Consider the following 25,597-nt stretch of genomic DNA (forward strand, 5'->3'; position numbering starts at 1 on the left):
TACGCGGCCACGCCGGCGCAATCCCGGTAGCATCGGCCGCATCCCGACTGGAGAAGCCCGATGCGTCCTGCCCGCCCGCTGTCGTCGCTGTGGTTCGCACTCGCGGCCTGCCTGGCCCTGCCCGTGGCGGCGCAGGAGGCGCAGGACGGACAGCGCCCCGAAGTCGCCGCGGCCGCGCAGCGGCTGCAGGCGCAGGTGGTGGAATGGCGCCGCGACCTGCACCGGCACCCCGAACTGGGCAACCGCGAAACCCGCACCGCGGGCGTGGTCGCCGACCACCTGCGCGCGCTGGGCCTGGAGCCGCGCACCGGCATCGCCACCACCGGCGTGACCGCCGTGCTCAAGGGCGGCCGGCCCGGCCCGCGGATCGCCCTGCGCGCCGACATGGACGCGCTGCCGGTCACCGAGCGCACCGGACTGCCGTTCGCCTCCACCGCCACGGCCACCTATCGCGGCGAGACCACCGGGGTGATGCACGCCTGCGGCCACGACGCGCACACCGCGATCCTGATGGGCGTGGCGCAGGCGCTGGTCGCGATGCGCGAGCAGCTGGCCGGCGAGGTGCTCTTCATCTTCCAGCCGGCCGAGGAAGGCCCGCCCGACGGCGAGGAAGGCGGCGCCGAGGAGATGCTGGCGCAGGGCCTGTTCGAGGACTTCAAGCCCGACGCGGTGTTCGGCCTGCACGTGTTCTCGACCCTGCAGGCCGGCCAGGTCGGCGTGCGCGGCGGGCCGCTGATGGCGGCCTCGGACCGCTTCAACATCGTCGTGCAGGGCCGCCAGACCCACGGCTCGCGGCCCTGGGGCGGGATCGATCCGGTCGTGGCCGCGGCCGACGTGATCGGCACCGCGCAGAGCATCGTCAGCCGACGCCAGAACATCTCGAAGCAGCCGGTGGTGGTGAGCTTCGGCTCGATCCGCGGCGGCATCCGCTACAACATCATTCCCGACAGCGTGGAGCTGGTCGGCACCATCCGCACCTTCGACGAGGACATGCGCCAGCAGGTCTTCGCCGACCTGGCCAACGTCGCGGAGAAGGTCTCGCAGGCGCACGGCGCCAGCGCCGTGGCCCAGGTGCCCGACAGCAAGGGCAATCCGGTGACGGTCAACGACCCGGCGCTGACGCAGCGCATGCGGCCCAGCCTGGCCCGGGTGGTGGGCGCCGGCAACGTGGTCGACCCGGGTCTGACCATGGGCGCGGAGGACTTCTCGTTCTACGCGCGCGAGGTGCCGGCGATGTTCTTCTTCGTCGGCGCCACGCCCGCCGGGCAGGATCCGCTGAAGGCGCCGAGCAACCATTCGCCGGAGTTCTTCCTCGACGAATCGGCGCTGGACGTGGGCCTGCGCGCGCTGCTGCAGGTCAGCCTGGACTACCTGCAGCCAGCCGGCTGAGCGGCACGGGTCCTGCGCGGACGCCGGGGCGGCCGACGCGCGCGGCGATAGAATGCGCGCATGTCCCGACCCGAAGATTCGCTGCTCGGTCGCGAGGTCGCCTACCCCAGGCAGTACGACCCGTCGCTGCTGTTCCCGATCCCGCGCGCCACCGGCCGCCAGCCGCTGCGGCTCGCGGGCGCGCTGCCGTTCACCGGCCACGACCGCTGGCAGGCCTACGAGCTGTCCTGGCTCGACGCGCGCGGCAAGCCGGTCGCCGCCACCGCCACGGTGACGGTGCCGGCCGATACCCCGAACCTGGTCGAATCCAAGTCGTTCAAGCTCTACCTCAACTCGCTCAACGCCACCCGCTTCGATGATCCCGCGGCGCTGCGCGCGCGCCTGGCGGCGGACCTGTCGCAGGCCGCCGGCGGGCCGGTCGAGGTCGCGTTCGGGCTGCCGCCGCTGGCGGGCGACGACGACGGCGCGATCGGCATCGACGCGCTGGAGCTGGACATCGACTGCTACGGCCCGCCGGATGCCGGGCTGCTGCAGGCCGATGCCGGCGCCGAGGCCACCGAACGCCTGCGCAGCGCGCTGCTCAAGTCCAACTGCCCGGTCACCGGCCAGCCCGACTGGGCCACGGTGGACATCGCCTACCGCGGCCCGCGCATCGACCACGCCGGCCTGCTGCGCTACCTGGTTTCGTTCCGCGAGCACGCCGGTTTCCACGAGCAGTGCGTGGAGCAGATCTTCATCGACGTGCTGGAACGCTGCCGGCCGCAGTGGCTGTCGGTGGAGGCGCGCTACACCCGCCGTGGCGGCCTGGACATCAATCCCTGGCGGGCCACGCCGGGGCGCACGCCGCCGCCGCCGCGGCGCGATCCGCGGCAGTAGCGCATCGGCGTCGCGATGCGGTCTTAACATCCCGCGTGCCACCGTCGTCGCCGCACATTCCACTGGCGGGAGCGCCCGGTCATGAGCAACGACAGGAAACCCGATTTCTCCAACGTCCAGAGTGGTGCCAGCACCACGCCGGGCGGCGGCAGCGGCACAGGCGCCGGCAGCGGAACGCTGGCCGGCGCCAGGCCCGACTTCTCCAACGTCTCCAGTGGCGCCGACAGCGTGCCCACCGCGCAGGGCGGGCCGGGCAGCATCGGCGCGCGCAGCTACACGATCGAGCAGGGCGACACGCTGTCTTCGATCGCGCAGCGGGTGTACGGCAAGGCCAGCCACTGGCGACGGATCTTCGAGGCCAATCGCGATGCGATCGACAACCCCGACCGGATCTTCCCGGGCCAGGTGATCACCCTGCCCGAGCTCGAGCAGGACGGCGAAGGCAAGGGCCCACCGCCCGCCTCCGCCTGACCGCCGATCCCGACGACTCCATCCAAGAGGACACCGCCATGAACCAGACCCGTCTTTCCCAGGCCCTGCTGGTCGCCGTCGTCGGCGCAGCCGCCCTCGCCGGCTGCCGCAAGGACGAACCCGCGCCCGTGGTTCCGCCGACCACCCCGACCGAGACCGCGCCGCCCGCCGCGCCGCCGCCGGCCGCACCGGTGACCGCGCCGGCCAGCACCGCGTCGGTGACGCTGGGCAACGCGATCGATGCCAACAACACCATCGCCACCCCGCTGACCTCGTTCGCCGCCGGCGACACGATCCACGCTTCGGTGGCCACCGACAGCCCCTCCGGCAGCACGCTGGTCGCCAAGTGGACCCACCTGGACAGCAACCAGACGGTGGCCGAGGAAACCAAGCAGGTCGCCGCGGGCGCGCAGACCACCGACTTCCACATCAGCAAGCCCGACGGCTGGCCGACCGGCCGCTATCGCGTGGAGATCTCCCAGGACGGCAGCGTGATCAACACCAGCGAGTTCGACGTGAAGTAGGCCTTCCACGGTCCGATCCCCGGAAAGGCGCGGCGCGAGCCGCGCCTTTTTTCATGGTGCATCGCGGCGACGCGCCATACCCGTGCGTTTTGCCCTGTTGTGGCCGAAGCGCGACAATGGCGCGTTGACCGCACCCGTCCTTCGAGCCGAGACCCGCGCATGCCCGACACGCCCAAGATCCTCTACACCCTGACCGACGAAGCGCCGTTCCTGGCCACCGCCTCGCTGCTGCCGATCGTGCAGGCGTTCGCCGGCGCCGCCGGCATCTCGGTGGAGACGCGCGACATCTCGCTCTCGGGCAGGATCCTGGCGCAGTTCCCCGACCGGCTGGCGGATGCGCAGAAGGTCAGCGACGACCTGGCCGAACTGGGGGCCCTGGCCAAGACCCCCGAAGCCAACATCATCAAGCTGCCCAACATCAGCGCCTCGGTGCCGCAGCTCAAGGCCGCGATCAAGGAGCTGCAGGCGCAGGGATATCCGCTGCCCGACTACCCGGACGACCCGCAGGACGACGCCCAGCGCGACATCCGCGCGCGCTACGGCAAGGCCATGGGCAGCGCGGTCAACCCGGTGCTGCGCGAGGGCAACTCCGACCGGCGCGCGCCGCTGTCGGTGAAGCAGTACGCGCGCAAGCATCCGCATCGCATGGGCAAGTGGTCGGGCGAATCGAAGTCGCACGTCGCGCACATGGACGAGGGCGACTTCTACGGCAGCGAACAGTCGGCGACGATGGCCGCAGCCGATACCCTGCAGATCGCCTTCCACGGCGCCGACGGCAGCCGCGCGGTGCTCAAGGAATCGCTGAAGGTCCAGGCCGGCGAGATCGTCGACGCCGCGCGCCTGTCGCGCAAGGCGCTGGCCGCGTTCGTCGCGCGCCAGATCGAGGATGCCAGGGCGCAGGGCGTGCTGTTCTCGCTGCACCTGAAGGCGACCATGATGAAGGTCTCCGACCCGATCATGTTCGGCGTGGTGGTCGAGGAGTTCTACCGCCCGGTGCTGGAGAAGCATGCCGCCGCGCTGGCCGAGGCCGGCTTCAACCCGAACAACGGCATCGGCGACCTGTATGCGCGCATCCAGTCGCTGTCCGACGACGCGCGCGAGGCGATCGAGGCCGACATCGCCGCGCTGTACGCGCAGCGCCCGGCGCTGGCGATGGTCAACTCCGACAAGGGCATCACCAACCTGCACGTGCCCAGCGACGTGATCGTCGACGCCTCGATGCCGGCGATGATCCGCGACTCCGGCGGCATGTGGAATGCAGAGGGCAAGCTGCAGGATGCCAAGGCGGTGATCCCGGACCGCTGCTACGCCGGCATCTACCAGGTGGTGATCGACGACTGCCGTGTCAACGGCGCCTTCGATCCGGCCACGATGGGCAGCGTGCCCAACGTCGGCCTGATGGCGCAGAAGGCCGAGGAGTACGGCAGCCACGACAAGACCTTCCAGGTGCCGGGCGACGGCCACATCCGCGTCACCGACGCGGCCGGCAACACGATGTTCGAGCACGCGGTCGAGGCCGGCGACATCTGGCGCGCCTGCCAGACCAAGGACGCGCCGATCCGCGACTGGGTGAAGCTGGCGGTGGACCGCGCCGCGATCAGCCAGACGCCCGCGGTGTTCTGGCTCGACCGCGCGCGCGCCCACGATGCGCAGGTGATCGCCAAGGTCGAGCAGTACCTGAAGGAACACAGCACCGGCGCTCTCGACATCCGCATCCTGCCGCCGGTGGAGGCGATGCAGGTTTCGCTCGCGCGCATCCGCAAGGGCCAGGACACGATTTCGGTGACCGGCAACGTGCTGCGCGACTACCTCACCGACCTGTTCCCGATCATGGAGCTGGGCACCAGCGCCAAGATGCTGTCGGTCGTGCCGCTGATGGCCGGCGGCGGCCTGTTCGAGACCGGCGCCGGCGGCTCCGCGCCCAAGCACGTGCAGCAGTTCCTGGAAGAGAACTACCTGCGCTGGGATTCGCTGGGCGAGTTCCTGGCGCTGGCCGCCTCGCTCGAGCACATCAGCCACCGCTGGCTCAATTCGGCCGCGCCGGCGCTGGCCAATGCGCTGGACGCGGCCAACGGCCGCTTCCTCGACAACGACAAGTCGCCCGGCCGCAAGCTGGGCACCATCGACAACCGCGGCAGCCACTACTACCTGGCCCTGTACTGGGCGCAGGCGCTGGCCGCGCAGGACGAGGACGCGGGCCTGAAGGCGAAGTTCGCGCCACTGGCGAAGACGCTGGCCGACGCCGAGGAGAAGATCGTCGCCGAGCTCAACGGCGTGCAGGGCCGCGCAGTCGACATCGGCGGCTACTACCGCCCCGACCAGGACAAGGTGTCGGCGGCGATGCGGCCCAGCGAGACCTTCAACGCCGCGCTCGCGGCCTTCGTCGCCGGCTGATCCGGCCCGCCGCCCCGGCCACGCGCCGGGGCAGGCCGCGACCGGCGCCGCCCGGTCCGGCCCGCGGCCTGCGGGAGGCCGGCCAGCCGTCCGCCGCTCAGCGCAGCGCCGCCAGCAGCGCCGTCTCCAGCTCCACCCAGCCGTGCCAGCGGCGGCCCTGCAGCAGCCCGGCCGCGTACTCGCGCGTGCCGGGCGCCGCCGTCGCGCCGCGCGGCCGGTCGCTGTCGGGGGACGCTGGCGCCGGTTCCGGCACGCCCGCCAGCATTCGCGCCGTCGCCGGGTCCTGGACATGGCCCTGGTTGAAGAGCAGGCCGCCGTAGATGTTCATGATTCGCCCTACTTGTTGGGTAGGGCGAAAGGTAGGCGCATGATCCGCAGCGAAAAAGCGAATGTTTCGCAAGCCAGTCTTGAACAGGATTCAAGATGTCCCGACCCCCGCTGCATGCGCTGCAGGGCTTCGTCGCGGCGGTCCGCCACGGCAACCTCACCCGCGCCGCCGAATCGCTCAACCTCACCGTCAGCGCGCTGAGCCACCAGATGCGCGCGCTGGAGGACCGGCTGGGCTACGCGGTCCTGGCCCGCGGCGCGCGCGGCGTGTCGGCGACCGCCGACGGCCAGCGCCTGCTCGAGCGCATCGCGCCGCACCTGGATGCGATCGCCGAGGCCCTGCACCCCTACCCGGCCCGGCGCGACCACGTGCTGACCATGAGCCTGCTGCCGTCGATGGCCTCGGCCTGGCTGTTGCCGCGGCTGGGCGGATTCCTGGGCGCGCATCCGTCGATCGAGATCAACCTGCAGTCGCAGACGGCGGTGGTGGACTTCGAGCGCTCGCCGGAGGTCGACGCCGCGCTGCGGGTCGGTCGCGGGCAATGGCCAGGCACGGTGACCGAGCACCTGTTCGACGACGCGCTGGCGCCGATGGCCAGTCCGGAGCTGGTCGCGCGCATGGGCGGGATCGACGCGCGACCGCTGGCGCAGTGGCCGTTGCTGGGCGACAGCGACGGGCAGTGGAACCGCTGGTTCGCGCTGGCCGGGGAACCGCCGCCGGCGCGCTACGTGGCGATGCTCGACGACACCGAGGCGCACCATCGCGCCGCGGCCGCCGGGGTGGGCGTGGCGCTGGGCCGGATGACCCGCGCGCGCCTGCTGCTGGAGGCCGGCCAGCTGGTGCTGCTCTCGCCGCGGCGGCTGCGCACCGCCAACGGCCACTGGCTGGTGTATCCGGAGCGCTCGCGCCAGCACCAGGGCTTCGCGAAATTCCGCGACTGGCTGCTCGCCGAGGCGGCCGGCTATGCGCGCAGCGTCGACAGCGGCCCGGCGTGATCCGGCCGCCGCCGTGATGTGTCAGGCTTGGCCTACCTGTCGCCACCGGAGTTCCCGATGCGCCGTGCCTCCCGTTCCGCGTTCCGCGCTTCCCTGCTGATCCTCGCCCTGGCCGCCGCGGGCGCCGCGCCCGCCCTGGCCGCCGACCCGCCGGCCGCCGCACCCGAAGCCGCACCCGATGCCGCGCTGCAGGCCGCCCTCGCCGGCGACTGGCGCAGCGAGGCCAACCGCGCCCGCGATGCCTACCGCCACCCGGCGCAAACGCTGGGCTTCTTCGGCCTCGCGCCCGGCCAGACCGTGGTCGAGATCACGCCCGGCGGCGGCTGGTACGCCGAGATCCTCGCGCCCTATCTGCGCGGCAGCGGCCAGTACGTCGCCGCCATCGTCGATCCCGCCGCGGTGCCCGAAGGCCGCGGCCGCGACTACCAGCAGCGCAGCAAGGACGGGCTGGAGCAGCGCTTCGCAGAGGCGCCGGCACGGTTCGATGCGGCGAAGATCGTCGGCTACGATCCGACCGCGCCGAAGTTCGGCGACGCCGGTTCGGCCGACCTCGTGCTGACCTTCCGCAACGTGCACAACTGGCGCGGAAGCGGCCAGGCCGAGGGCATGTTCAAGGGCTTCTTCGACGTGCTCAAGCCCGGCGGCGTGCTGGGCGTGGTCGAGCATCGCGCGAAGGCCGACGTGCCGGCCGACGACCGCAGCGGCTACGTCGGCGAGGCGCAGGTGATCGCGATGGCCGAGGCCGCGGGCTTCGTGCTCGACGGCAAGAGCGAGGTCAACGCCAACCCCAGGGACACGAAGGACCATCCCAACGGCGTGTGGACCCTGCCGCCGGGCAACAACCACGAGGCCGCGGATGCGGAGAAGTACCGCGCGATCGGCGAAAGCGACCGCATGACCCTGCGCTTCGTGAAGCCCGCCCGCGACTGACCGCACGGGCGACGGGCCCGGCACCGCGCGCGCGGGCGACGCCCGCCCGCCGCGCCCCTGCGCCGACGCAGGCCTGCCGCGCCTGCACCTGCCTGCCGGAGGTCGAACGATCCATCCTGCCGGCTCCGCCCGCAGGCGGCCCATCCCCGGCCGCACGCGGCCCCACTAAGCTAGCCACCCCGGGCGATCCGCCCTGGCCCTGCAGCCGCGACGCGCGCCGCGGCTGCGGCATATCCGCGCGCGCCCCACGCCCCACCACAGGATTTCCATGCGCAAGACCCTTCTCGCCCTGAGCCTCGCCAGCGCCGCCTTCGCGGCCACCGCCGCCGAACCGATGTCGGTCGGCACCACCGTACAGGGCCAGCTGCTGGCCACTGACCGGCCCAGCGACCGCGGCGGCCGCAGCCACGACTACCGCCTGCGCCTGGCCGAAGGGCAGCTGGTCGCGATCACCGTGAAGTCGACCGACTTCGACCCCGTGGTGATCGTGTTCAAGCCCGACGGCGACCTGCTGGGCGAGAACGACGACCGCGAGGACGGCAGCACCGATCCGCTGCTGGTGGTGTCGGCGCCCGAAACCGGCCTCTACACGGTGCGGGTCAATTCGCTGCCGATGGGCGAAGGCCACCTGGGCGCGTACAGCCTGCGCGCCAGCGTGATCAGCGACGAGTAACGGCCGATGGCGCTGATCGCGCTCAACAAGCCGTTCGGCGTGCTGTGCCAGTTCACCGACCGCAGCGTGCCGCCCCGGCGCACGCTGGCGGAGTTCGGGCTGCCGGCGGGGGTCTATCCCGCCGGCCGCCTCGACCACGACAGCGAAGGCCTGCTGCTGCTCACCGACGACGGCGCGCTCGCCCACCGCATCACCGATCCGCGCCACAAGCAGGCCAAGACCTACCTGGTGCAGGTGGAAGGCGCGCCATCCGAGGCACAGCTGCAACGCCTGCGCGAGGGGGTGGACCTCAACGACGGACGCAGCCTGCCGGCCGAGGCTGCATGCATCGAGCCACCCGCGCTGTGGCCGCGCGATCCGCCCGTGCGCTTCCGACGCAGCGTCCCCGATGCCTGGCTGCGCCTCGCCATCCGCGAGGGCCGCAACCGCCAGGTGCGGCGCATGACCGCCGCCGTCGGCCTGCCCACCCTGCGCCTGGTGCGGGTGGCGATCGGTGACTGGTCGCTGGGGGCGCTGGCGCCGGGGCAGTGGCGCGAGGTGGAAGCGCTGCACCGGCCGGGCCGAACAAACTGAACCTGCACCGGATTCCGGCCCCGCGGCCGGTCTGGTAACGTGTCCGGCCGGACCGCCAACACGGCCCTTCCGGCTTCGACAGGGACTTCCACGCAAGATGCCGACGGGCAAGACCATCGCTGGACGGGTCCTGGTCGTAGACGACCAGCCGTCGAACCTGCGCATCATCAGCGCGCTGCTGTCGCGCCAGGGCTACACCGTGCACACCGCCGAGAGCGGCGAGGAGGCGCTGCAGGCGCTGGGGAAGCAGAGCGCCGACCTGCTGCTGCTGGACATGATGATGCCCGGCATGGACGGCTTCGAACTGCTGGAGGAGGTGCGCCGGCACCCGGACTGGTCCTCGCTGCCGGTGGTGTTCCTCACCGCCGCGCACGATCGCGACCTGCTGCTGCGCGCGTTCGATTCGGGCGCCGTCGACTATGTCACCAAGCCGTTCATGCCCGAGGAACTGCTGGCGCGGGTGCAGGCCCACATCGGCCTGAAGCTGACCCGCGACCGGCTCGAGCGGGTGGCGCGCGAGCGCCAGGAGCTGGTGAACCTGGTCGCGCACGACCTGAAGAACCCGCTGAGCAGCATCTTCTTCGCCAGCGACCTGCTGATCACCGGCCAGACCCGCGAGGATCGCATCCCGCGCTACCTGCAGATGATCCGCGACAGCGCCGAGGACGCGCTGGGCTACATCCGCCGCTACCTGGAGACCCAGGCCTCGGCGCGGCCGCGCGGCGACGACCCGGTTGCGCGCGCCTGCCTGTCCGAGCTGGCGCAGTGGATCGAGCAGCGCTACGCGCTGCAGCTGGAGGAGCGCGGGTCGCGCCTGCGCATCGGGGAACTGCCGGGGCGCACCGAGGTCGCCATCGACGCGCTGGTGGTGCGGCAGGTCTGCGAAAACCTGATCAGCAACGCGATCAAGTACGCGCCGGGCAGCGACATCGACCTGGTGGTGCGGCCCAGTGCGCCGGGTTACTGGCAGCTGCGCGTGGAAGACCGCGGGCCGGGGATTCCGCCCAGCCAGCAGTCGGAGCTGTTCACCCCGTTCTTCCGGATCAGTTCCGGCGACGCCGCCACCGACGGCATCTCCACCGGCCTCGGGCTGTCGCTGGCGCGCCAGATCGTGGCCGCATCGGGCGGCGAACTGCGCTACGAAGACCGCGAGGGCGGCGGCGCCTGCTTCGTGCTGGAACTGCGCGAAGCCGCCTGACGCCTGCGGCGCAGGGTCGGCGCGTGGCGCGCGACCGAAACCGACGCACCGGCGGACCCGACACACCCCGCACGCGCAGCGGCCAGCGGCCGTGCGCGTGCGCCGGGCCTACTCCTCGGACGCGGGCCTACTCCTCGGACGCGGTGTTCTGCGTGGACTGGCGCACCGTGCGCGACGACGCCGTCTTGCGCGGGGCACGCCGCGGCTCGACCCGGCGCGCCTGGCCGTCGATGGTCTCGCCGGCGGCCTGCTTCCTGCGATAGCGGTGCACCGCATACCAGGCCGCGCCGGCGCCGATGACCGTGGCCACCACCAGCGCCGGATTGCGGCGCAGGAAGTGCCCGGCCACCCGCGTGCCGGTCTTGGCCATGCCGAGCGCGGCACCGGTCTGCAGCAGGGTGCCGGCGCGGGTCGGCATGTGGTCGCGGATGCTGTCGCCGACGTTGCCGACGAGGTCCATCATCTTGCCTGGGATCGAGTCGAGTCTGCTCATGGGTCGGGGGTCCTGGGGGTCGATACGGGCGGAGTGTGCGGCAGGACGCGTGGCTGCGGCGTGATCCGCGCGGGACGTCCGCGATGCGCTGCCGGCCCCTCGCCGTCGCCACGGCGGAGCGGAAGAGGCCCCCGCTGCCTTTCCGGCCCGCCGCCGCCGGACCCTTGCGCAAGCGCTTGCATCGCTCCTGGGCGGCGACGCTCAGGTGCCGCGCGGCTTGGCGCGATGCGTCGGCGCCGCGTTCCAGGGATCCTCCGGCCACGGGTGCTTCGGATAGCGCCCCTTCATTTCCCTGCGCACTTCCGGCCAGGTCCGTTCCCAGAAGCCGCGCAGGTCGCTGGTGACCTGCAGCGGGCGTCCGGCGGGCGAGAGCAGGTGCAGGGTGAGCGGGATCCGGCCTTCGACGATCGCCGGCGTTTCGCCCAGGCCGAACAGTTCCTGCAGCTTCACCGCGAGCACCGGCGGTTGCGGCGCGCCGTCGTGGTCGAGCGCGTACTCGATGGCGCGTTCCATGCCTGAAGGCACGCGGATGCGGGCGGGCGCGAGCTGTTCGAGCCGCTGGCGCTGGCCCCAGTCCAGGCGCCCGCGCAGGCCCTCGGCCAGCGCCTCGGCAGACAGGGCGTCGATCCGGCTGGCGCCCGCGAACAGCGGCCGCAGCCAGCGGTCGCGACTGGCCAGCAGGGCCGCATCGGACAGGTCCGGCAGATCCAGGCCGGGCATCCAGGCGCGCAGCGACTGCACGCGTGCGCGCCACTGGCGCAGCCCGTCGCTCCAGGGCAGCGCGTCGAGGCCGAGTTCGCCAACCGCGTCGGTGAGCGCCTGCGCGGCCTGCGCCGGATCGACGCGACCGGCGGGCCGCGCGTCGAGCACGATGCCGTCGAACCGGCGCACGCGTTCGGCCACCAGGGCGCGGCGGCCGGCATCCCAGCGCACTTCGTCGCGTTCGACGAAGCGTTCGCCGAAGGCCGAGCGCAGCGCCGCCTCGTCGACCGGCGCGCCGCGCAGCACCAGCGAGTCGCGCGCTTCCAGGCGCAGTTCGCTGGCCACCAGCCAGGCCTCGCCGCACAGGCTGCTGTCGTCGGCCAGGCGCGCCATGCGGCCATTGCTGAGCGGATAGCGCAGCCGGTCGCGCGGATGCGCGCGGCCGATGCGGTCGGGGAAGGCGCGCGCGAGCAGCGCGCCCAGCGCGTGCGCCGATGCGTCCGCCGGCGGCGCGCCATCCAGGCCGAGCCGGCGACGCCACTGGCGCGCGGCCTGGTCGATGGTCGCCAACGTGGCGCGGTTGGCATCGGCCTGCAGGCGACCGCCCCGGAACGCGGCAAGCGCAAGCCAGCGCTGGCGCCAGCCGTCGCTGCGCGTGCGCAGCGGATCGCGTGCCTCGACCAGCGCCGCCAGGTCGCAGGCCAGCGCGCGCTCCGTCCCGCCGCTGGCGGCCAGCAGCATCGCGGCCAGGCGCGGATGCGTGCCCAGCGCGAGCATGCGCCGGCCCGGCGCGGTGATCGCGCCGCCCTCGTCGAGCGCTTCCAGCCGTCGCAGCAGGTCGCGCGCCGCCGCCATCGCGCCCGGCGGCGGCGGATCGACGAAGCGCAACGCGTCGCTGCCCCAGGCGGCCAGTTCCAGCGCCAGCGGCGCCAGTTCGCTCTGGCCGATCTCCGCGCGCCGCTGCGGCTCCAGCCGCTGCGACTGCGGCCACAGGCGATAGGCCCAGCCTTCGGCCACGCGGCCGGCGCGGCCGGCGCGCTGGTCGGCCGAGGCCTGCGAGATCGCCACCACCTCCAGCCGCGAGAAGCCGCTGTTGGGGTCGTAGCGCGGCTCGCGCGCCAGGCCGCTGTCGATCACCACGCGCACGCCGGGCAGGGTGACGCTGGATTCGGCGACATTGGTCGCCAGCACCACGCGGCGGCGGCCATCGGCGGCAGGCTGCAGCACCCGCGCCTGCTGCTCGACGGGCAGGTCGCCGTGCAGTTCGAGCACGTCCACGGCCGCGGTGTCCGTCAAGGCGGCGGCATCGGGCCGCGCCAGCGCCGCCGCCAGCCGCGCGATCTCGCGCCGGCCCGGCAGGAACACCAGCACGTCGCCCGGATGCCGCGCCAGCGCGTGCTCCACCGCGCGCCGCGCCTGCACCTCCAGCGCCTCCTCGCGCCGGGCCGGGAAGAACGCGACCTGCACGTCGAAGCTGCGCCCGGCGCTCGTCAGCCGCGGCGCATCGAGGAAGGCGGCCAGGCGCTCGCCGTCGAGGGTGGCCGACATCACCAGCAGCCGCAGGTCCTCGCGCAGGCCGGCCTGCACGTCCAACGCCAGCGCCAGGCCCAGGTCGCCGGCCAGGTGGCGTTCGTGGAATTCGTCGAACACCAGCGCGCCGATGCCTTCGAGCATCGGATCGTCCTGCAGCATCCGGGTCAGGATGCCTTCGGTGACCACTTCGATGCGGGTGCGCGCGGACACGCGCTTCTCGAAGCGGATGCGGTAGCCGACCGTCCCGCCGACCTCTTCGCCCAGCTGCCGCGCCATGAACATCGCGGCGCTGCGCGCGGCTACGCGGCGCGGCTCGAGCATCACGATGCGGCCGCCCGCCAGCCACGACGCATCAAGCAGCGCCAACGGCACCTGGGTGGTCTTGCCCGCGCCCGGCGGCGCCTCCAGCACCAGCCGCGGATGCCCGGCGAGGCTGCGCTGGATCTGCGGCAGCAGCGGCGTGATCGGAAACGTCATCGCGCCATTGTAGGAGCGCCGGGCACACCGACGCGGCGGGGACGCGCGCCCGCACGCGCGCATGCGGACGCTTGCGGCCGCGCTCCTACAATAGGCGCATGGAACTGATCGACATCGGCCTCAACCTCACCCACGACAGCTTCGACCGCGACCGCGCCGCGGTCTGGCAGCGCGCGTGCGACGCCGGCGTGGGCCGCGCCATCCTCACCGGCGCCAGCCGCGCGCATTCGCCGGCCGCGCTCGAACTGGCGCGCACGCGCCCGGGCGAGTGGTTCGCCACCGCCGGCGTGCATCCGCACCACGCAGCCGAATACACCGCCGAATGCGACGCGGAGATGCGCGCGCTACACGCGCACCCGGAAGTGGTGGCGGTGGGCGAATGCGGGCTGGACTACTTCCGCGACTTCTCGCCGCGCCCGGCGCAGCGCCGGGCCTTCGAGCAGCAGCTGCAGATCGCGGTGGACACCGGCAAGCCGGTGTTCCTGCACCAGCGCGACGCACACGCGGACTTCATGGCGATCATGAAACAGTTCGACGGCCGGCTCGCGCCGGCGGTGGTGCACTGCTTCACCGGCACGCGCGAGGAGCTGTTCGACTACCTCGACCAGGACTGGCACGTCGGCATCACCGGCTGGCTGTGCGACGAACGCCGTGGGCAGCACCTGCGCGAGATCGTGGGGAACATCCCGGCCAACCGGCTGATGGTCGAGACCGACGCGCCCTACCTGCTGCCGCGCACGCTGCGGCCGCTGCCCAAGGACCGGCGCAACGAGCCGGCGTTCCTGCCCCACATCGTCGAGGAGCTGGCGCGCGACCGCGGCGAGACGACGGCGGCCACGGCCGCGGCGACCACCGCGACCGCGGCCGCGTTCTTCCGCCTGCCCGGCTGAAGCCAGGCGAGGTGCCGCCTGCCTGCCTCCCCGCATCGACACCCTGGAGGGCGTCGAATTCACCTTCACCACCAGCGACCACCACCTGCCCGGCCTGGGGCTGAACAGCGACGGCCGCGGCGCCGCGCTGTTCCAGGACGGCAACCCCGACGATCCGATGCGGTGGTCGGCGAACTGCCTCAGCTTGGCGCCAGGTCGCCAGCCCCGCCAACGTCGCGCCATCGGTGCGCGGCGTCCGGCGAGGACGATCCTGCGGGCAGTTCAGCCGCGCTTGACCAGCTCGACCCGGCGGTTCCTGGCCTTGCCGTCATCGCTGCCGTTGTCGGCGACCGGCCGGTCCGCGCCGAAGCCGGCTGCGGACAGCCGTGCGGCGTCGATGCCCTGCGCGGTCAGCGCGGCCACCACCGAGGCCGCGCGCGCCTGCGACAGGCTGCGATTGTGGTCGGCGCCCCCGGTGTTGTCGGTATGCCCTTCCACCGACAGTCGCAACGAGGGATCCTGCTGCAGCAGCGCCAGCACCTGTTCGATCTGCGGCTGCGAGTCGGGCAGGATCTCGGCGCGGTCGACCGCGAAGTTGACCTGGATCGCGACCCGGCCATCGGCATCGAGCTGCTGCTTCAGCGCAGCGGCCGGCAGCAGCGCCGCTGTCTGCACGAAGCCCTCGCGCTCCACCACCACCCACCCGGCGCCGCTGTACTCCAGGCGCGCATGCACCCAGACCTCGCGGCCGCCGGGACGGTCGACCCGATAGACCATCGAGTCGTAGCCGTGCCAGCTGTGCCCGGTGCCGGTGCTGTAGGGGCTCCGGAGGTCGGCGCCATAACGCTCGGCCGCCTGCTTCGGGATGCGGCCTTCGAACACCAGCGCGGCACCGGCCTCGTCCATCATCGCCTGCAGGTTGCGGCGCACTTCGTACATCGAATGCGAGCCGCGCTCGTCGTGGTCAACCCGCGCGATCCAGGCCTTGCCCTCGACCTCCTCGAAGTCCGATCCGGTCCAGAACGGATACATGTCGAAGTCGCGCTGCTTCGTCGGGCCGCCATAGCCGGCGGGCGTGGACAGCCATGGAAACGCGTCGCCCCAGTGCGCGCTCTGCTCGAACGGCTGCTGGTCGATGACCACCATCGCCGCCTGTCGCGGACCGATCGACAACTGCACCCAGGCCGTGCGCTGCGGCTGGCGGATCACGTACACCCAGGTCGGGATCTTGCTGTCCAGGTTGACGCCCTCGATGAAGCCCTGGCCGATCTCGTCATTGAGCTGGCCGTAGTACAGGTCGCGCAGCAGCGGCCCGTCGAAGACCTTGTGCGCGCCGGCCTGCTCGAGCACCGCTTCCAAGTTGCGGCGCAGCTCCAGCGCCGAGAACTCCTTGTCGCGGCGCCGGTCGCGCGCGACGCCCAGGCGCCCTGCCCAGGTCGCCCCCTCGACCCAGTGCAGGCCCTCGCCCATGCGCACGGGGAAACGCGCGAAGGCACGGGTATCGGGCCTGTTCACCAGGCCATAGCCGTCCGGCATGGAGAAGAACGGCAGCTCGCCGAGCGTGGCGTTGCTGACCGGCACGCTTTCGATGTCGAAGGGCAGCAGCGCAATCGGGTTGCCGGCCTTGTCCAGCAGCACGTCGGCAGTTGCGGCGGCGTCCGCCTCTCTGGCCGTTGCGCCGGACTCCGGGGCAGGCGCGTCCGGCGCCCCCGCTTCCTGCACCACCGCGTCTTCGTCCGCCTGCACCACGTCGGACGGCGATTGCGCCTGGTCCTGCGATTCGCCGCCTCCGCATGCAACCAGCGCCACCGCCAGCATGCCGGCGGCGAGCGTGTACCTGATCCCCATTCGTCCTGCTCCCTTGGATGGAAGCGGAAAGGTTATCCGATCGCGGTTTCGTAGCACTGCAGGTGCACCCACGCCGCCTGCAGCCGTGGTGCATCGAGTCCTGCCGCCTGCGCGCGTCGCAGCATGTCGCCGACGATGTGCGCCGCTTCCACGCGGGCGCCGGCTTCGAGGTCGCGCAGCATCGATGCTTTCACATCCGATGCCGGGTCGGCCAGGCTGGCGCGGGCGAGGTCGCGCGCCTTCTCCGGCACTGGCCGGCCCGCCGCGGCGGCCACGGCCAGGCATTCGTCGTGCAGCGCGGCCATCCATTCCGCGCCGCCCTCGCAGGCCACGATCCCGCCAACGCTGTCGCGCATCAGGCAGGTGCCGGCGGCGAGCGTGGCGAGGAAGCTGAACTTGTTCCACTGCTCCTGGCCGATGGCGTCGCTGGCGCGGTGGTCGATGCCCGCCTGCGCGCACAGTGCCGCGAACGCCTCCACGCGTGCGCTGCTACCGCCGCCACGTTCGCCGAAGGTGATCGAGGCGGGCCGGCCCAGGTGCGCGATGCTGCCGTCGTCGTGCTTGACCACGCTGATGAAGCACAGCCCGCCCAGCACGCGGTCGCGGCCGAAGCGCGCATCCAGCGCGTCGTAGTGCAGCAGGCCGTTGAGGATCGGCAGCAGCGTCGTGCCGTCGCCCATCGCCGGGGCCACGGCCTCGATCGCGCCGTCGAGGTCGTAGGCCTTGCACGACAGCATCACCAGGTCGAACGGCGCCTGCGCCACGGCCCCGGACAGCGTGCCGGCGGTCAGCACGCGCACCGCGATGTCGGCGTCGCCCAGCGGGCTGCGGAGACGCAGGCCGCAGCGTTCGAGCTGCGCTGCGCGCGCCGGACGCACGAGGAAGCTGACGTCGGCCCCGGCCTGCGCCAGGCGGCCACCGAAGTAGCCGCCGGTGCCGCCGGCGCCGAGCACCAGCACGCGCATCAGCTGCGCAGTCCGACGCCGCGCTTGAGCAGCCACAGCGACAGGCCGCCGAGCGCGGCCACGAAGAACAGCATCAGCGTGTAGGCGATCCACAGCGGCACGTCGCTGTCGCCCAGCAGGCCGTAGCGGAACGCGTTGACCATGTAGAAGATCGGGTTGGCGTGGGTCGCCGCCTGCGCCCAGCCCGGCAGCAGGGTGATCGAATAGAACACGCCACCCAGGTAGGTGAGCGGGGTCAGGATGAAGGTCGGCACGATCGCCACGTCGTCGAACTTCTTGGCGTAGATGGCGTTGACGAAGCCGGCCAGCGAGAAGATGGTCGCGCCCAGCAGCACGGTCGACAGCGTGACCAGCGGATGCGGCACGCGCACGTCGGTGAACAGCATCGCGATGCCCAGCACGATCACGCCGACCATCAGCCCGCGCGTCACCGCGCCGGCCACGTAGCCGCCCAGGATCACCCAGCTCGGCATCGGGCTGACCAGCAGTTCCTCGACGTGGCGGCCGAACTTGGCGCCGAAGAAGCTCGAGGAGATGTTGCCGTAGCTGTTCTGGATCACGCTCATCATCACCAGGCCCGGGACGATGAACTCCATGTAGGTGTAGCCGCCCATGTCGCCGATGCGCGATCCGATCAGCTGGCCGAAGATCAGGAAGTACAGCACCATGGTGATCGCCGGCGGCACCAGGGTCTGGCTCCAGATGCGCAGGATGCGCATGATCTCGCGACGGGTGACGGTGCCCAGCGCGATCCAGTTGCGGCGCGCGGCATCCTCGACCGCGACGGCGCCCGTCTCCACGCGGCTCATGCGGCCTGCTCCTGCGGCCTGGCGCCGCTGCCGGTCATGCGCACGAACAGTTCCTCCAGCCGGTTGGACTTGGTGCGCATCGAGCGCACGCGGATCCCGGCCGCGTCGAACGTGGCGAATACGCGGTTGAGGTCCATCGCCCGCGGCATGTCCAGATCGAGCGTGTGGTCGTCGAGCGCGGCCAGTGTGGCGCCCTCGATCGGCGGCAGCGTCGCGGGCAACGCGCCCTCGACGTCGAACAGGAAACCTTCGACGTCGAGCTTGGCCAGCAGCGCGCGCATCGGCCCCTGCTCGACGATGACGCCGCGGTCGATGATCGCCAGGTTGCGGCACAGCGACTCGGCTTCTTCCAGGTAATGGGTGGTCAGGATGATGGTGGTGCCGGCGGCGTTGATCTCGCGCAGCACGCGCCACATGTCGCGGCGGATCTCGATGTCCACGCCGGCGGTGGGCTCGTCCAGGATCAGCAGCCGCGGCCGGGTCATCATCGCCCGCGCGATCATCAGCCGCCGCTTCATGCCGCCCGAGAGCGTGCGGCTCATCATCCGCGCCTTGTCCCACAGGAAGGCGCGCTTGAGTTCCTCCTCGGCGCGCACCAGCGCCTGCGCGCGCGGCACGCCGTAGAAGCCGGCGTAGTTGACCAGGATGTCGAGCGGCTTCTCGAACATGTTGAAGTTGATTTCCTGCGGCACCAGCCCGACCTGGCGCATGGCCGCGCCGCGCTGGGCGGCCAGGTCGATGCCGAACACCGAGACCTCGCCGCCGCTCTTGTTCACCAGCGAGGAGATCACGCCGATCAGGGTGCTCTTGCCGGCGCCGTTGGGGCCGAGCAGGGCGTAGAAGTCGCCCGGCTGCACGTCGAGCGAGACGCCCTTGAGCGCCTGCACGCCGTTGTCGTAGGTCTTGCGGAGGTCGCGGATCCGCAGCGCGGGCGCGCCCGGAGCCGCCATGGATTCTGGGATCATCGCGTGGGCCTTGGCCGCGCCGTTCGCGGCAAGCCGCTAGTATAGGCGGCCCATCGGCCTACTCCCGGGCCGGAGCGTCCCAAATCCGTCTTGGCCATCGTCCAGTTCCCCCTCAGGCTCACCGGCCGGCGCATGCTCGCGCCCTCGGTCGCGCACCTCACGTTTGCCCGCGACGACGGGCAGCCGCTGGATTTCATCCCCGGCCAGTTCATCCAGGTGCACTTCCAGTACGCCGACGGCACCGCGACCAAGCGCTCGTATTCGCTGGCCACGATCCACGACCATGCGCGCGGCCCGGGCGAGGCGGTCGAGATCGCGGTGAGCTACGTGCCCGGCGGCGCGGCGACCGCGCTGTTCGAAGGGCTGGAAGACGGCGGCACGGTGCAGGCCAGCGGCCCGTTCGGGCGCTTCTGCCTGATGCCGCAGGACGCCAATCGCCGCTACCTGCTGATCGGCACCGGCACGGGCGTGACGCCCTATCGCGCGATGCTGCCGCTGCTGGAGCAGGCGATCGCCGAACGCGGCATCGAGGTGGTGCTGCTGTTCGGCGCACGCACTCCGGCCGAACTGCTGTACGGCGACGAGTTCCGCGCGTTCGCGCAGCGCCACCCGGCCTTCCGCTTCGTGCCCTGTTTCTCGCGCGAGCTGCCCGCCGCCGGTTCGCTGCAGGCGCACGAAGACGTGCGCCACGGTTACGTGCAGCAGTTCCTGGCCGAGTTCGCGCCCGACCCGGCCACCGACATCGCCTACCTGTGCGGCAACCCGAACATGGTCGATGCCTGCTTCGAGGCGTTGAAGGAGGCGGGGCTGGCGGTGCCGCAGATCCGTCGCGAGAAGTACGTCAGCAGCAAGTAGTCTCGCGCGCCATCCGGGTCAGGGCGTGGCGGGCTGCGGCAGCGCCTGCAATCGCGCGATCGGACGGAGGCCCCGTCGGAGTCAAGTTTGCTTGACAGCCTACCGGGCAGCGGGCAAGCTGCTGTCAAGCTTGCTTGACACACCTGCCATGCCCCACCCGCCCGACGACACCGCACGCTCCCTGTTCCGCCCGACCGCCATGCGCGCGCTGGCCGGGCTGGCGATCCTGCTGGCGGCCGCTGCGCTGCTGCTGCCGCGGCTGTCGCCGGGCACGCCGCGCGATGTGGCCATCATCCTGCTGGTCGGCGCCCTGCTGCTGGGCGCGATGGCCATGACGCACCGCGGCGGCGACTGCGATGCCGCACCGCCGGGGCTCACCCGCCGCTACCTGCGCGCGCTGCTGGGATCGATGTCGCTGTACGTGCTGGTGCTGTGCGCCTCGATCTGGCTGCTCAAGCGGGTCGACGTCCCGGCGTTGCGCGCGATCATCGCGCTGGCGCCGGTGATGCCGATCGGTTTCGCGGTCCGCGCCATGGTCGGCTACATGCGCGGGCTGGACGAGATGCAGCAGCGCATCGAACTCGAAGCGGTCGGCGTGGCCACGGTGCTGGTGTCGATGCTGTACATGACCGCCGGCCTGCTGCAGTCGGCGCGGCTGATCCATGTGGCCGGCGACGTGGCGATGATCTGGGTGTTCCCGCTGGTCTGCGCGGTCTACGGCATCGCCAAGTCCTTCGTGGCGCGGCGCTACCGCTGAGGGCACGGTCATGAAGAGCCGGGTCCGCGAACTGCGCGAAGCGCGCGGCTGGTCACAGGCGCAGCTCGGCGAACGTCTGGATGTGTCACGACAGACAGTCAACGCGATCGAGACCGGAAAGTACGACCCGAGCCTGCCGCTGGCATTCCGGATCGCCGCCGTGTTCGACGCCACCATCGAAACGATCTTCTTCCCGGAGGCATCCGCATGAAGCGCCTGCAGTACCTGCTCCCCCTTGTCGCCGGCACCCTGCTGCTGGCGTCCTGCGACGGCGGCGATGGCCGCCAGGCCGGCCCCCACGCTGACGCCCAGGGCCGCCTCCACTACGGCGAACTGGCCTTCGAACCCTGTTCGCTGCCGGCGCCCGGCGGCAACGCCGTCGAAGCGCAGTGCACCACGCTGGAAGTGCCCGAGAACCACGACGCACCCGACGGCCGCAGCATCGCGCTGGCGATCGCGCTGGTGCCGGCCAAGGGAATGGCCGAAGCCGACCCGATCTACATGATCGCCGGCGGGCCGGGCCAGTCGGCGCTCGAGAGCTATCCCCAGATCGAACGCGCCTTCTCCGACGCACGCCGCAACCGCCACGTGGTGCTCATCGACGCGCGCGGCACCGGCGGATCCAACCCGCTGCACTGCCCCGACTTCAGCGACGAGGAGATGCTCGCCGACCCGGGCAACGACAGCATCGAGGCGATGGTGCGCCTGACCGAAGCCTGCCGCGACCGGCTGCAGCAAAGCAGCGACCTGCGCTTCTACACCACCGGCGACCACGTGCGCGACCTCGAGCTGGTGCGCGGGAAGCTGGGCGCGCCGCGCATCAACCTGGTCGGCGTCTCCTACGGCACGCGCGTGGCCCAGCAGTACGCCGCCACGTATCCGCAGCACACCCGCGCGGTGGTGCTCGACTCGGTGGTGCCCAACTCGCTGGTGCTCGGACGCGACCATGCGCGCAACCTGGAGGACGCGCTCGACGCGCAGTTCCAGCGCTGCCGCGCCAACGAAGCCTGCCTGACCAACCTCGGCGATCCGCGCCAGCAGCTGGTGCTGGTGCGCGAGCGGCTGCAGGCCGGCGGGATCGCCCCGGTGCGCTATCGCGACCCGGTCTCGGGCGAGTGGCGCGAGGAGGTGCCGCGCTACATGCACCTGGTCGGCCTGCTGCGCATGTACGCCTACCAGCCGTCGATGGCCGCGACCCTGCCGCTGGTGCTGCACGAAGCCTCGCAGCAGCGCTACGAAAGCCTGCTCGCGCAGTCGCGCATGCTGAGCGTGCAGATGAGCGACGCCATGGCGATGGGCATGGGCCTGTCGGTGAGCTGCAGCGAGGACGCGGCCGAGTTCGGCGAGGACGATGGCGGCGACGACGCCACCGTGCTCGGCGCGGTGCTGACCGACACGCTGCGCGCGCAGTGCGAGGTCTGGCCCAGGGGCGCCCGCGCCGAGCGCTTCCGCGAGCCGCTGGCCGGCGACGTGCCGCTGCTCGCGGTCAGCGGCGAGTACGACCCGGTCACCCCGCCGCGCTATGGCGACGAGGTGGTGGAAGGCCTGCCCAACGCCCGCCACCTGGTGCTGCCCGGCCAGGGCCACAGCGTGCTGGGTACCGGCTGCATGCCCAAGCTGTTCGCCCAGTTCATCGAGACCGCCGATGCCGGCTCGCTCGACGCCCAGTGCCTGGAGCGGTTGAGCGCGCAGCCGCCGTTCGCCGGCAACTACGGCTGGGAGCCCTGAAGGCCGGGATTCGGGATTGGAGATTGGGGATTCGGAACAGCCCGATCCCCATCCTCGTTCCCGTCCGCCCCGTCTTCGAATCCCGAATCCCCAATCCCCAATCACGGCATTCCCATGATCCGCATCGACAACCTGCATAAATCCTTCAAGAGCAAGACCGGCACCGTGCACGCGGTGAAGGGCGTCGGCTTCGAGGCGCGCGACGGCGAGATCACCGGCCTGCTCGGCCCCAACGGCGCCGGCAAGACCACCACGCTGCGCATGCTCTATACGCTGATGGCGCCCGACCAGGGCCGCATCGAGGTCGACGGCATCGACGTGGCGCGCGACCCCACATCGGTCCGCCGCCAGCTCGGCGTGCTGCCCGATGCGCGCGGCATCTACAAGCGCCTGACCGCGCGCGAGAACATCGCCTACTTCGGCCGCCTGCACGGGCTGGACGAGGCGACCATCCGCGCCCGCACCGAGGCGATGGCGCGCACCCTGGTGATGGAGGACTTCCTCGACCGCCGCACCGAGGGCTTCAGCCAAGGCCAGCGCACCAAGACCGCGATCGCGCGCGCGCTGGTGCACGACCCGCGCAACGTGATCCTCGACGAACCCACCAATGGCCTGGACGTGATGACCACGCGAGGCCTGCGCGGCTTCCTGCGCGGGCTGCGCGACGACGGCCGCTGCGTGATCTTCTCCAGCCACATCATGCAGGAGGTCGCCGCGCTGTGCGATCGCATCGTGGTGGTCGCGCATGGCGAGGTGCGCGCGATCGGCTCGCCCGACGAGCTGCGCGAACAGACCGGCCTGGCCGACCTGGAGGACGTCTTCGTGCGTCTTGCCGACCTCGAAGCGGAAGCCAACGCGGGAGCACGCGCATGAAGTCGATCTGGACCGTGGCCAAGAAGGAACTGCTGGACCTGTTCCGCGACCGCAAGACCATGGCGCTGGGCCTGTTCATGGGCCCGATCGTGATCCCGGCGCTGATCCTGGGCATGGGCGCGCTGGCCGAGAAGAAGATGCGCACCCAGCTCGAGTCCACGCTCGAGCTGCCGGTGATCGGCGCCGAACACGCGCCCAACCTGGTGGCCTTCCTCAAGGGCCGCAACATCGAGGCGCAGGCCGCGCCCGCCGATCCCGACCGCGCGGTGCGCGAGCAGGACTTCGACGTGGTGCTCAAGATCGATCCGGATTTCGGCGAGCAGTGGCGCGGCAGCCGGCCGGCGCGGGTGGAACTGATCTACGACAGTTCGCGCCAGGATTCGCAGATCCCGGTCGACCGCCTGCGCGGGGTGCTGGTCGAGTACAGCCGCACCGTCGGCGTGCTGCGCGGGATCAACCGCGGGGTCAGCCCCGAGGCCGGGTTCGCGGTGCAGGTGGGCCAGCGCGACGTCGCCACGCCCGAAGCACGGCGCGGCATGCTGCTGGCGTTCCTGCCCTACCTGCTGATCCTGCTGAGCTTCCTCGGCGGCGCGGCGCTGGTGATCGACGTGACCGCCGGCGAGCGCGAGCGGCAGTCGCTCGAACCGCTGCTGGCCACGCCGGCCGCGCGCGCCTCGATCATGAGCGGCAAGATCCTCGCCGCCTGCCTGTTCGGCATGCTTTCGCTGCTGCTGATCGTGCTGTCGCTGAAGCTGTCGTTCCAGCTGGCGCCCGGGCCGATGCAGCTGGTGGACGTATCGGCGCCGGTGATGGCCAAGCTGCTGCTGGTGCTGCTGCCGATGGTGCTGATCGGCACCACCCTGCTGACCCTGATCGCGGCCAGCGTGAAGTCGGTGAAGGAAGCGCAGAGCTACATGAGCGTGCTGATGTTCCTGCCGATCATCCCGACCATCGTGCTGATGGTGAACCCGGTCAAGAACCAGCTGTGGCAGTTCGCGGTGCCGTTCCTGGCGCAGAACCAGATGATCCTCAAGCTGGTGCGCAGCGAGGCGATCCCGGTTCAGGAGTGGGCGGTGTACATGGGCGCGGGCTTCGGCCTGGGCCTGGTGCTGTGGCTGCTGGCGGCGCGCCTGTACCACCGCGAGAAGCTGGCGATCTCGGCCTGATGCAGGCCGGCCGGCGCCCGAGCCGGCAGCGGTATGTCCATCACGAAGAAGCCCGGCGGATGCCGGGCTTCTTCTTTTTCCGCGACGGCCGTGCGAATTACTGCGTCGGGCTGAAGTTGATGGTGCGGCGGGTGGTGACCGACGCCGGCACCGGCTCGAAGCGCCAGCGGCGGACCGCGTTGATCGCTTCGCGGTCGAACACCCGCGGCGGATCGGCGCGGACCACGCGCACCGCACTCACCGAGCCGTCGACGCCGACGGTGAACTCGACCTGCACCTCGCCCGACGTGCCCGAGCGCAGGGCGTCGGGCGGATAGCGCGGCGCCGGCGTACTGATCGCGCGCAGGTCGCTGGCGCTCGCGGCCGGACGGTTGGCCGGCGACGGGCTGGCGGCCTGCTGGCGCGCGGCTTCCTGGCGGGCCGCTTCCTGGCGCGCGGCCTCCTGGCGGGCCGCTTCCTGGCGCGCGGCTTCCTGCCGGGCCGCTTCCTGGGTCGCCTGCTGCTGCTGCGCGGCCAGGTCGCGCGCGGCCTGTTCCTGGGCCTGGCGCTGCTGCTCCTGGCGCTCGCGCTCGAGCTGCTGGCGGCGTTCGGCTTCCTGCTCGGCGGTGAGCTGTTCCTGCTGCGCGCGGCGCTCGGCTTCGGTCTCGGCGCTGGCGATGGTGGTCTTCAGGCGCTCGACCGCCGGGTAGGACGAATCGGTCTTCTCGATCAGGGCCAGCAGGCGGCGGGCCTCGTCGAAATCGCCGCGATCGCGGCTCTGCTCGGTCGCGATCACCGTCATCGGCAGCAGGTCGACCAGCGCGCTGGACACGCCGGCGTTGGCCGGCTCCTTGTCGCGCAGGGCCAGGTAGTACTCCATCGCGTTGTCCCCACCGGGGGCGTACAGCCGGCTTTCCTGGTAGGCCTTGGACGCGGCCTCGCGCAGTTGCTCGGAGCTGAGCGCGGCCACTTCGGCCGAGACCGCTTCGGCAGGCGGCTGCTCCGCGGCCGGCGTCGGTGTCGCGGCCGGCGTGGCGGCCTGCTGTGGCGCCTCGTCCTTTCCGCAAGAGGCCAGCAGGCCGGCCAGGCTCAGTGCGAGCGCGGTGCCGGTCAGCAGCCGACGCGACCCCCTCCGGCCGCCCGCGGTGGTGTTGGTGGACATCGATTTTCCCCTGTTGAGACGGTTCCCGTGTACGTCTAGGACGCGACAGCGCGCTGCGATTGTCA

The 25,597-nt window shown here is 71.7% G+C and carries 25 protein-coding genes; 17 read left to right on the forward strand and 8 right to left on the reverse strand.

The window, feature by feature from the left end; all coding sequences use genetic code 11:
* The first annotated feature begins 60 nt into the window (after window positions 1-60).
* From Q0863_RS10165 to Q0863_RS10185, 5 genes are all read left to right on the forward strand, one after another.
* Window positions 61-1,389, forward strand: a complete 1,329-nt coding sequence (locus Q0863_RS10165) for an amidohydrolase (RefSeq protein ID WP_298577732.1) — start codon at window positions 61-63, stop codon at window positions 1,387-1,389.
* Between the two features lie 60 nt (window positions 1,390-1,449).
* Window positions 1,450-2,265: an NADPH-dependent 7-cyano-7-deazaguanine reductase QueF gene (queF, locus tag Q0863_RS10170; RefSeq protein ID WP_298577733.1), complete on the forward strand. Its 816-nt coding sequence runs from the start codon at window positions 1,450-1,452 to the stop codon at window positions 2,263-2,265.
* A gap of 81 nt (window positions 2,266-2,346) precedes the next feature.
* On the forward strand, window positions 2,347-2,736 hold the full coding sequence (locus tag Q0863_RS10175; protein WP_298577734.1) for a LysM peptidoglycan-binding domain-containing protein: 390 nt from the start codon (window positions 2,347-2,349) through the stop codon (window positions 2,734-2,736).
* A 38-nt stretch (window positions 2,737-2,774) separates the two neighbouring features.
* Window positions 2,775-3,260 (forward strand): hypothetical protein, encoded by a 486-nt coding sequence (locus Q0863_RS10180; RefSeq protein ID WP_298577735.1) that lies wholly within the window; start codon window positions 2,775-2,777, stop codon window positions 3,258-3,260.
* A gap of 159 nt (window positions 3,261-3,419) precedes the next feature.
* Window positions 3,420-5,654 carry an NADP-dependent isocitrate dehydrogenase gene (locus tag Q0863_RS10185; RefSeq protein WP_298577736.1) on the forward strand — a complete coding sequence of 745 codons (2,235 nt, stop codon included), beginning with the start codon at window positions 3,420-3,422 and terminating at the stop codon, window positions 5,652-5,654.
* A 97-nt stretch (window positions 5,655-5,751) separates the two neighbouring features.
* Here the strand turns inward: Q0863_RS10185 and Q0863_RS10190 are convergent, their stop codons facing one another.
* Window positions 5,752-5,982 carry a hypothetical protein gene (locus Q0863_RS10190; RefSeq protein ID WP_298577737.1) on the reverse strand — a complete coding sequence of 77 codons (231 nt, stop codon included), beginning with the start codon at window positions 5,980-5,982 and terminating at the stop codon, window positions 5,752-5,754.
* A gap of 95 nt (window positions 5,983-6,077) precedes the next feature.
* On the opposite strand from Q0863_RS10190, the gene Q0863_RS10195 reads away from it, so the two are divergent.
* From Q0863_RS10195 to Q0863_RS10215, 5 genes are all read left to right on the forward strand, one after another.
* A complete protein-coding gene (locus Q0863_RS10195) occupies window positions 6,078-6,977 on the forward strand; it encodes a LysR substrate-binding domain-containing protein (protein WP_298577738.1) in 900 nt (299 codons plus the stop codon).
* A gap of 57 nt (window positions 6,978-7,034) precedes the next feature.
* A complete protein-coding gene (locus tag Q0863_RS10200; protein WP_298577739.1) occupies window positions 7,035-7,907 on the forward strand; it encodes a methyltransferase in 873 nt (290 codons plus the stop codon).
* A 268-nt stretch (window positions 7,908-8,175) separates the two neighbouring features.
* A complete protein-coding gene (locus tag Q0863_RS10205; protein ID WP_298577740.1) occupies window positions 8,176-8,580 on the forward strand; it encodes a PPC domain-containing protein in 405 nt (134 codons plus the stop codon).
* Between the two features lie 6 nt (window positions 8,581-8,586).
* Window positions 8,587-9,153, forward strand: coding sequence for a pseudouridine synthase (locus Q0863_RS10210; RefSeq protein WP_298577741.1), 567 nt, complete (start codon window positions 8,587-8,589; stop codon window positions 9,151-9,153).
* A 97-nt stretch (window positions 9,154-9,250) separates the two neighbouring features.
* Window positions 9,251-10,351, forward strand: coding sequence for a hybrid sensor histidine kinase/response regulator (locus Q0863_RS10215; RefSeq protein ID WP_298577742.1), 1,101 nt, complete (start codon window positions 9,251-9,253; stop codon window positions 10,349-10,351).
* 127 nt (window positions 10,352-10,478) lie between these two features.
* On the opposite strand, the gene Q0863_RS10220 is transcribed toward Q0863_RS10215, so the two are convergent.
* Window positions 10,479-10,844: a hypothetical protein gene (locus tag Q0863_RS10220; protein WP_298577743.1), complete on the reverse strand. Its 366-nt coding sequence runs from the start codon at window positions 10,842-10,844 to the stop codon at window positions 10,479-10,481.
* 201 nt (window positions 10,845-11,045) lie between these two features.
* Window positions 11,046-13,556, reverse strand: coding sequence for an ATP-dependent helicase HrpB (hrpB, locus tag Q0863_RS10225; RefSeq protein WP_298577744.1), 2,511 nt, complete (start codon window positions 13,554-13,556; stop codon window positions 11,046-11,048).
* A gap of 98 nt (window positions 13,557-13,654) precedes the next feature.
* On the opposite strand from hrpB, the gene Q0863_RS10230 reads away from it, so the two are divergent.
* Complete coding sequence (locus Q0863_RS10230; RefSeq protein ID WP_298577745.1) at window positions 13,655-14,446, forward strand: TatD family hydrolase; 792 nt, start codon at window positions 13,655-13,657, stop codon at window positions 14,444-14,446.
* A gap of 261 nt (window positions 14,447-14,707) precedes the next feature.
* On the opposite strand, the gene Q0863_RS10235 is transcribed toward Q0863_RS10230, so the two are convergent.
* The 4 genes from Q0863_RS10235 to Q0863_RS10250 are packed head-to-tail and all read right to left on the reverse strand — an operon-like array spanning window position 14,708 to window position 19,012.
* Window positions 14,708-16,273, reverse strand: a complete 1,566-nt coding sequence (locus Q0863_RS10235) for an OmpA family protein (protein WP_298577746.1) — start codon at window positions 16,271-16,273, stop codon at window positions 14,708-14,710.
* 32 nt (window positions 16,274-16,305) lie between these two features.
* Entirely contained in the window at window positions 16,306-17,238 is a 933-nt protein-coding gene (gene panE / locus Q0863_RS10240; protein WP_298577747.1) for a 2-dehydropantoate 2-reductase, read from the reverse strand.
* The gene (locus Q0863_RS10245) at window positions 17,238-18,047 is read right to left on the reverse strand and encodes an ABC transporter permease (RefSeq protein WP_298577748.1); all 810 of its coding nucleotides are present in this window, start codon (window positions 18,045-18,047) and stop codon (window positions 17,238-17,240) included. Before Q0863_RS10245 ends, panE begins: the two co-directional genes overlap by 1 nt.
* Window positions 18,044-19,012: an ABC transporter ATP-binding protein gene (locus Q0863_RS10250; protein ID WP_298577749.1), complete on the reverse strand. Its 969-nt coding sequence runs from the start codon at window positions 19,010-19,012 to the stop codon at window positions 18,044-18,046. Before Q0863_RS10250 ends, Q0863_RS10245 begins: the two co-directional genes overlap by 4 nt.
* 132 nt (window positions 19,013-19,144) lie before the next feature.
* Here Q0863_RS10250 and Q0863_RS10255 point away from each other — a divergent pair, with 132 nt between their 5' ends.
* From Q0863_RS10255 to Q0863_RS10280, 6 genes are all read left to right on the forward strand, one after another.
* Complete coding sequence (locus Q0863_RS10255; RefSeq protein WP_298577813.1) at window positions 19,145-19,867, forward strand: ferredoxin--NADP reductase; 723 nt, start codon at window positions 19,145-19,147, stop codon at window positions 19,865-19,867.
* 148 nt (window positions 19,868-20,015) lie between these two features.
* Window positions 20,016-20,624: a hypothetical protein gene (locus tag Q0863_RS10260; protein WP_298577750.1), complete on the forward strand. Its 609-nt coding sequence runs from the start codon at window positions 20,016-20,018 to the stop codon at window positions 20,622-20,624.
* A gap of 10 nt (window positions 20,625-20,634) precedes the next feature.
* On the forward strand, window positions 20,635-20,835 hold the full coding sequence (locus Q0863_RS10265; protein WP_298577751.1) for a helix-turn-helix transcriptional regulator: 201 nt from the start codon (window positions 20,635-20,637) through the stop codon (window positions 20,833-20,835).
* Complete coding sequence (locus Q0863_RS10270; protein WP_298577753.1) at window positions 20,832-22,352, forward strand: alpha/beta hydrolase; 1,521 nt, start codon at window positions 20,832-20,834, stop codon at window positions 22,350-22,352. The genes Q0863_RS10265 and Q0863_RS10270 overlap by 4 nt, the downstream gene beginning before the upstream one ends.
* A gap of 114 nt (window positions 22,353-22,466) precedes the next feature.
* A complete protein-coding gene (locus Q0863_RS10275; protein ID WP_298577754.1) occupies window positions 22,467-23,225 on the forward strand; it encodes an ATP-binding cassette domain-containing protein in 759 nt (252 codons plus the stop codon).
* Window positions 23,222-24,391, forward strand: coding sequence for an ABC transporter permease (locus Q0863_RS10280; protein WP_298577755.1), 1,170 nt, complete (start codon window positions 23,222-23,224; stop codon window positions 24,389-24,391). The genes Q0863_RS10275 and Q0863_RS10280 overlap by 4 nt, the downstream gene beginning before the upstream one ends.
* Before the next feature lie 97 nt (window positions 24,392-24,488).
* Here the strand turns inward: Q0863_RS10280 and Q0863_RS10285 are convergent, their stop codons facing one another.
* Window positions 24,489-25,532: an energy transducer TonB gene (locus tag Q0863_RS10285; RefSeq protein ID WP_298577756.1), complete on the reverse strand. Its 1,044-nt coding sequence runs from the start codon at window positions 25,530-25,532 to the stop codon at window positions 24,489-24,491.
* Window positions 25,533-25,597: the final 65 nt, after the last annotated feature.

Source organism: uncultured Luteimonas sp. (genome assembly GCF_947492465.1).
Lineage (GTDB): Bacteria > Pseudomonadota > Gammaproteobacteria > Xanthomonadales > Xanthomonadaceae > Luteimonas.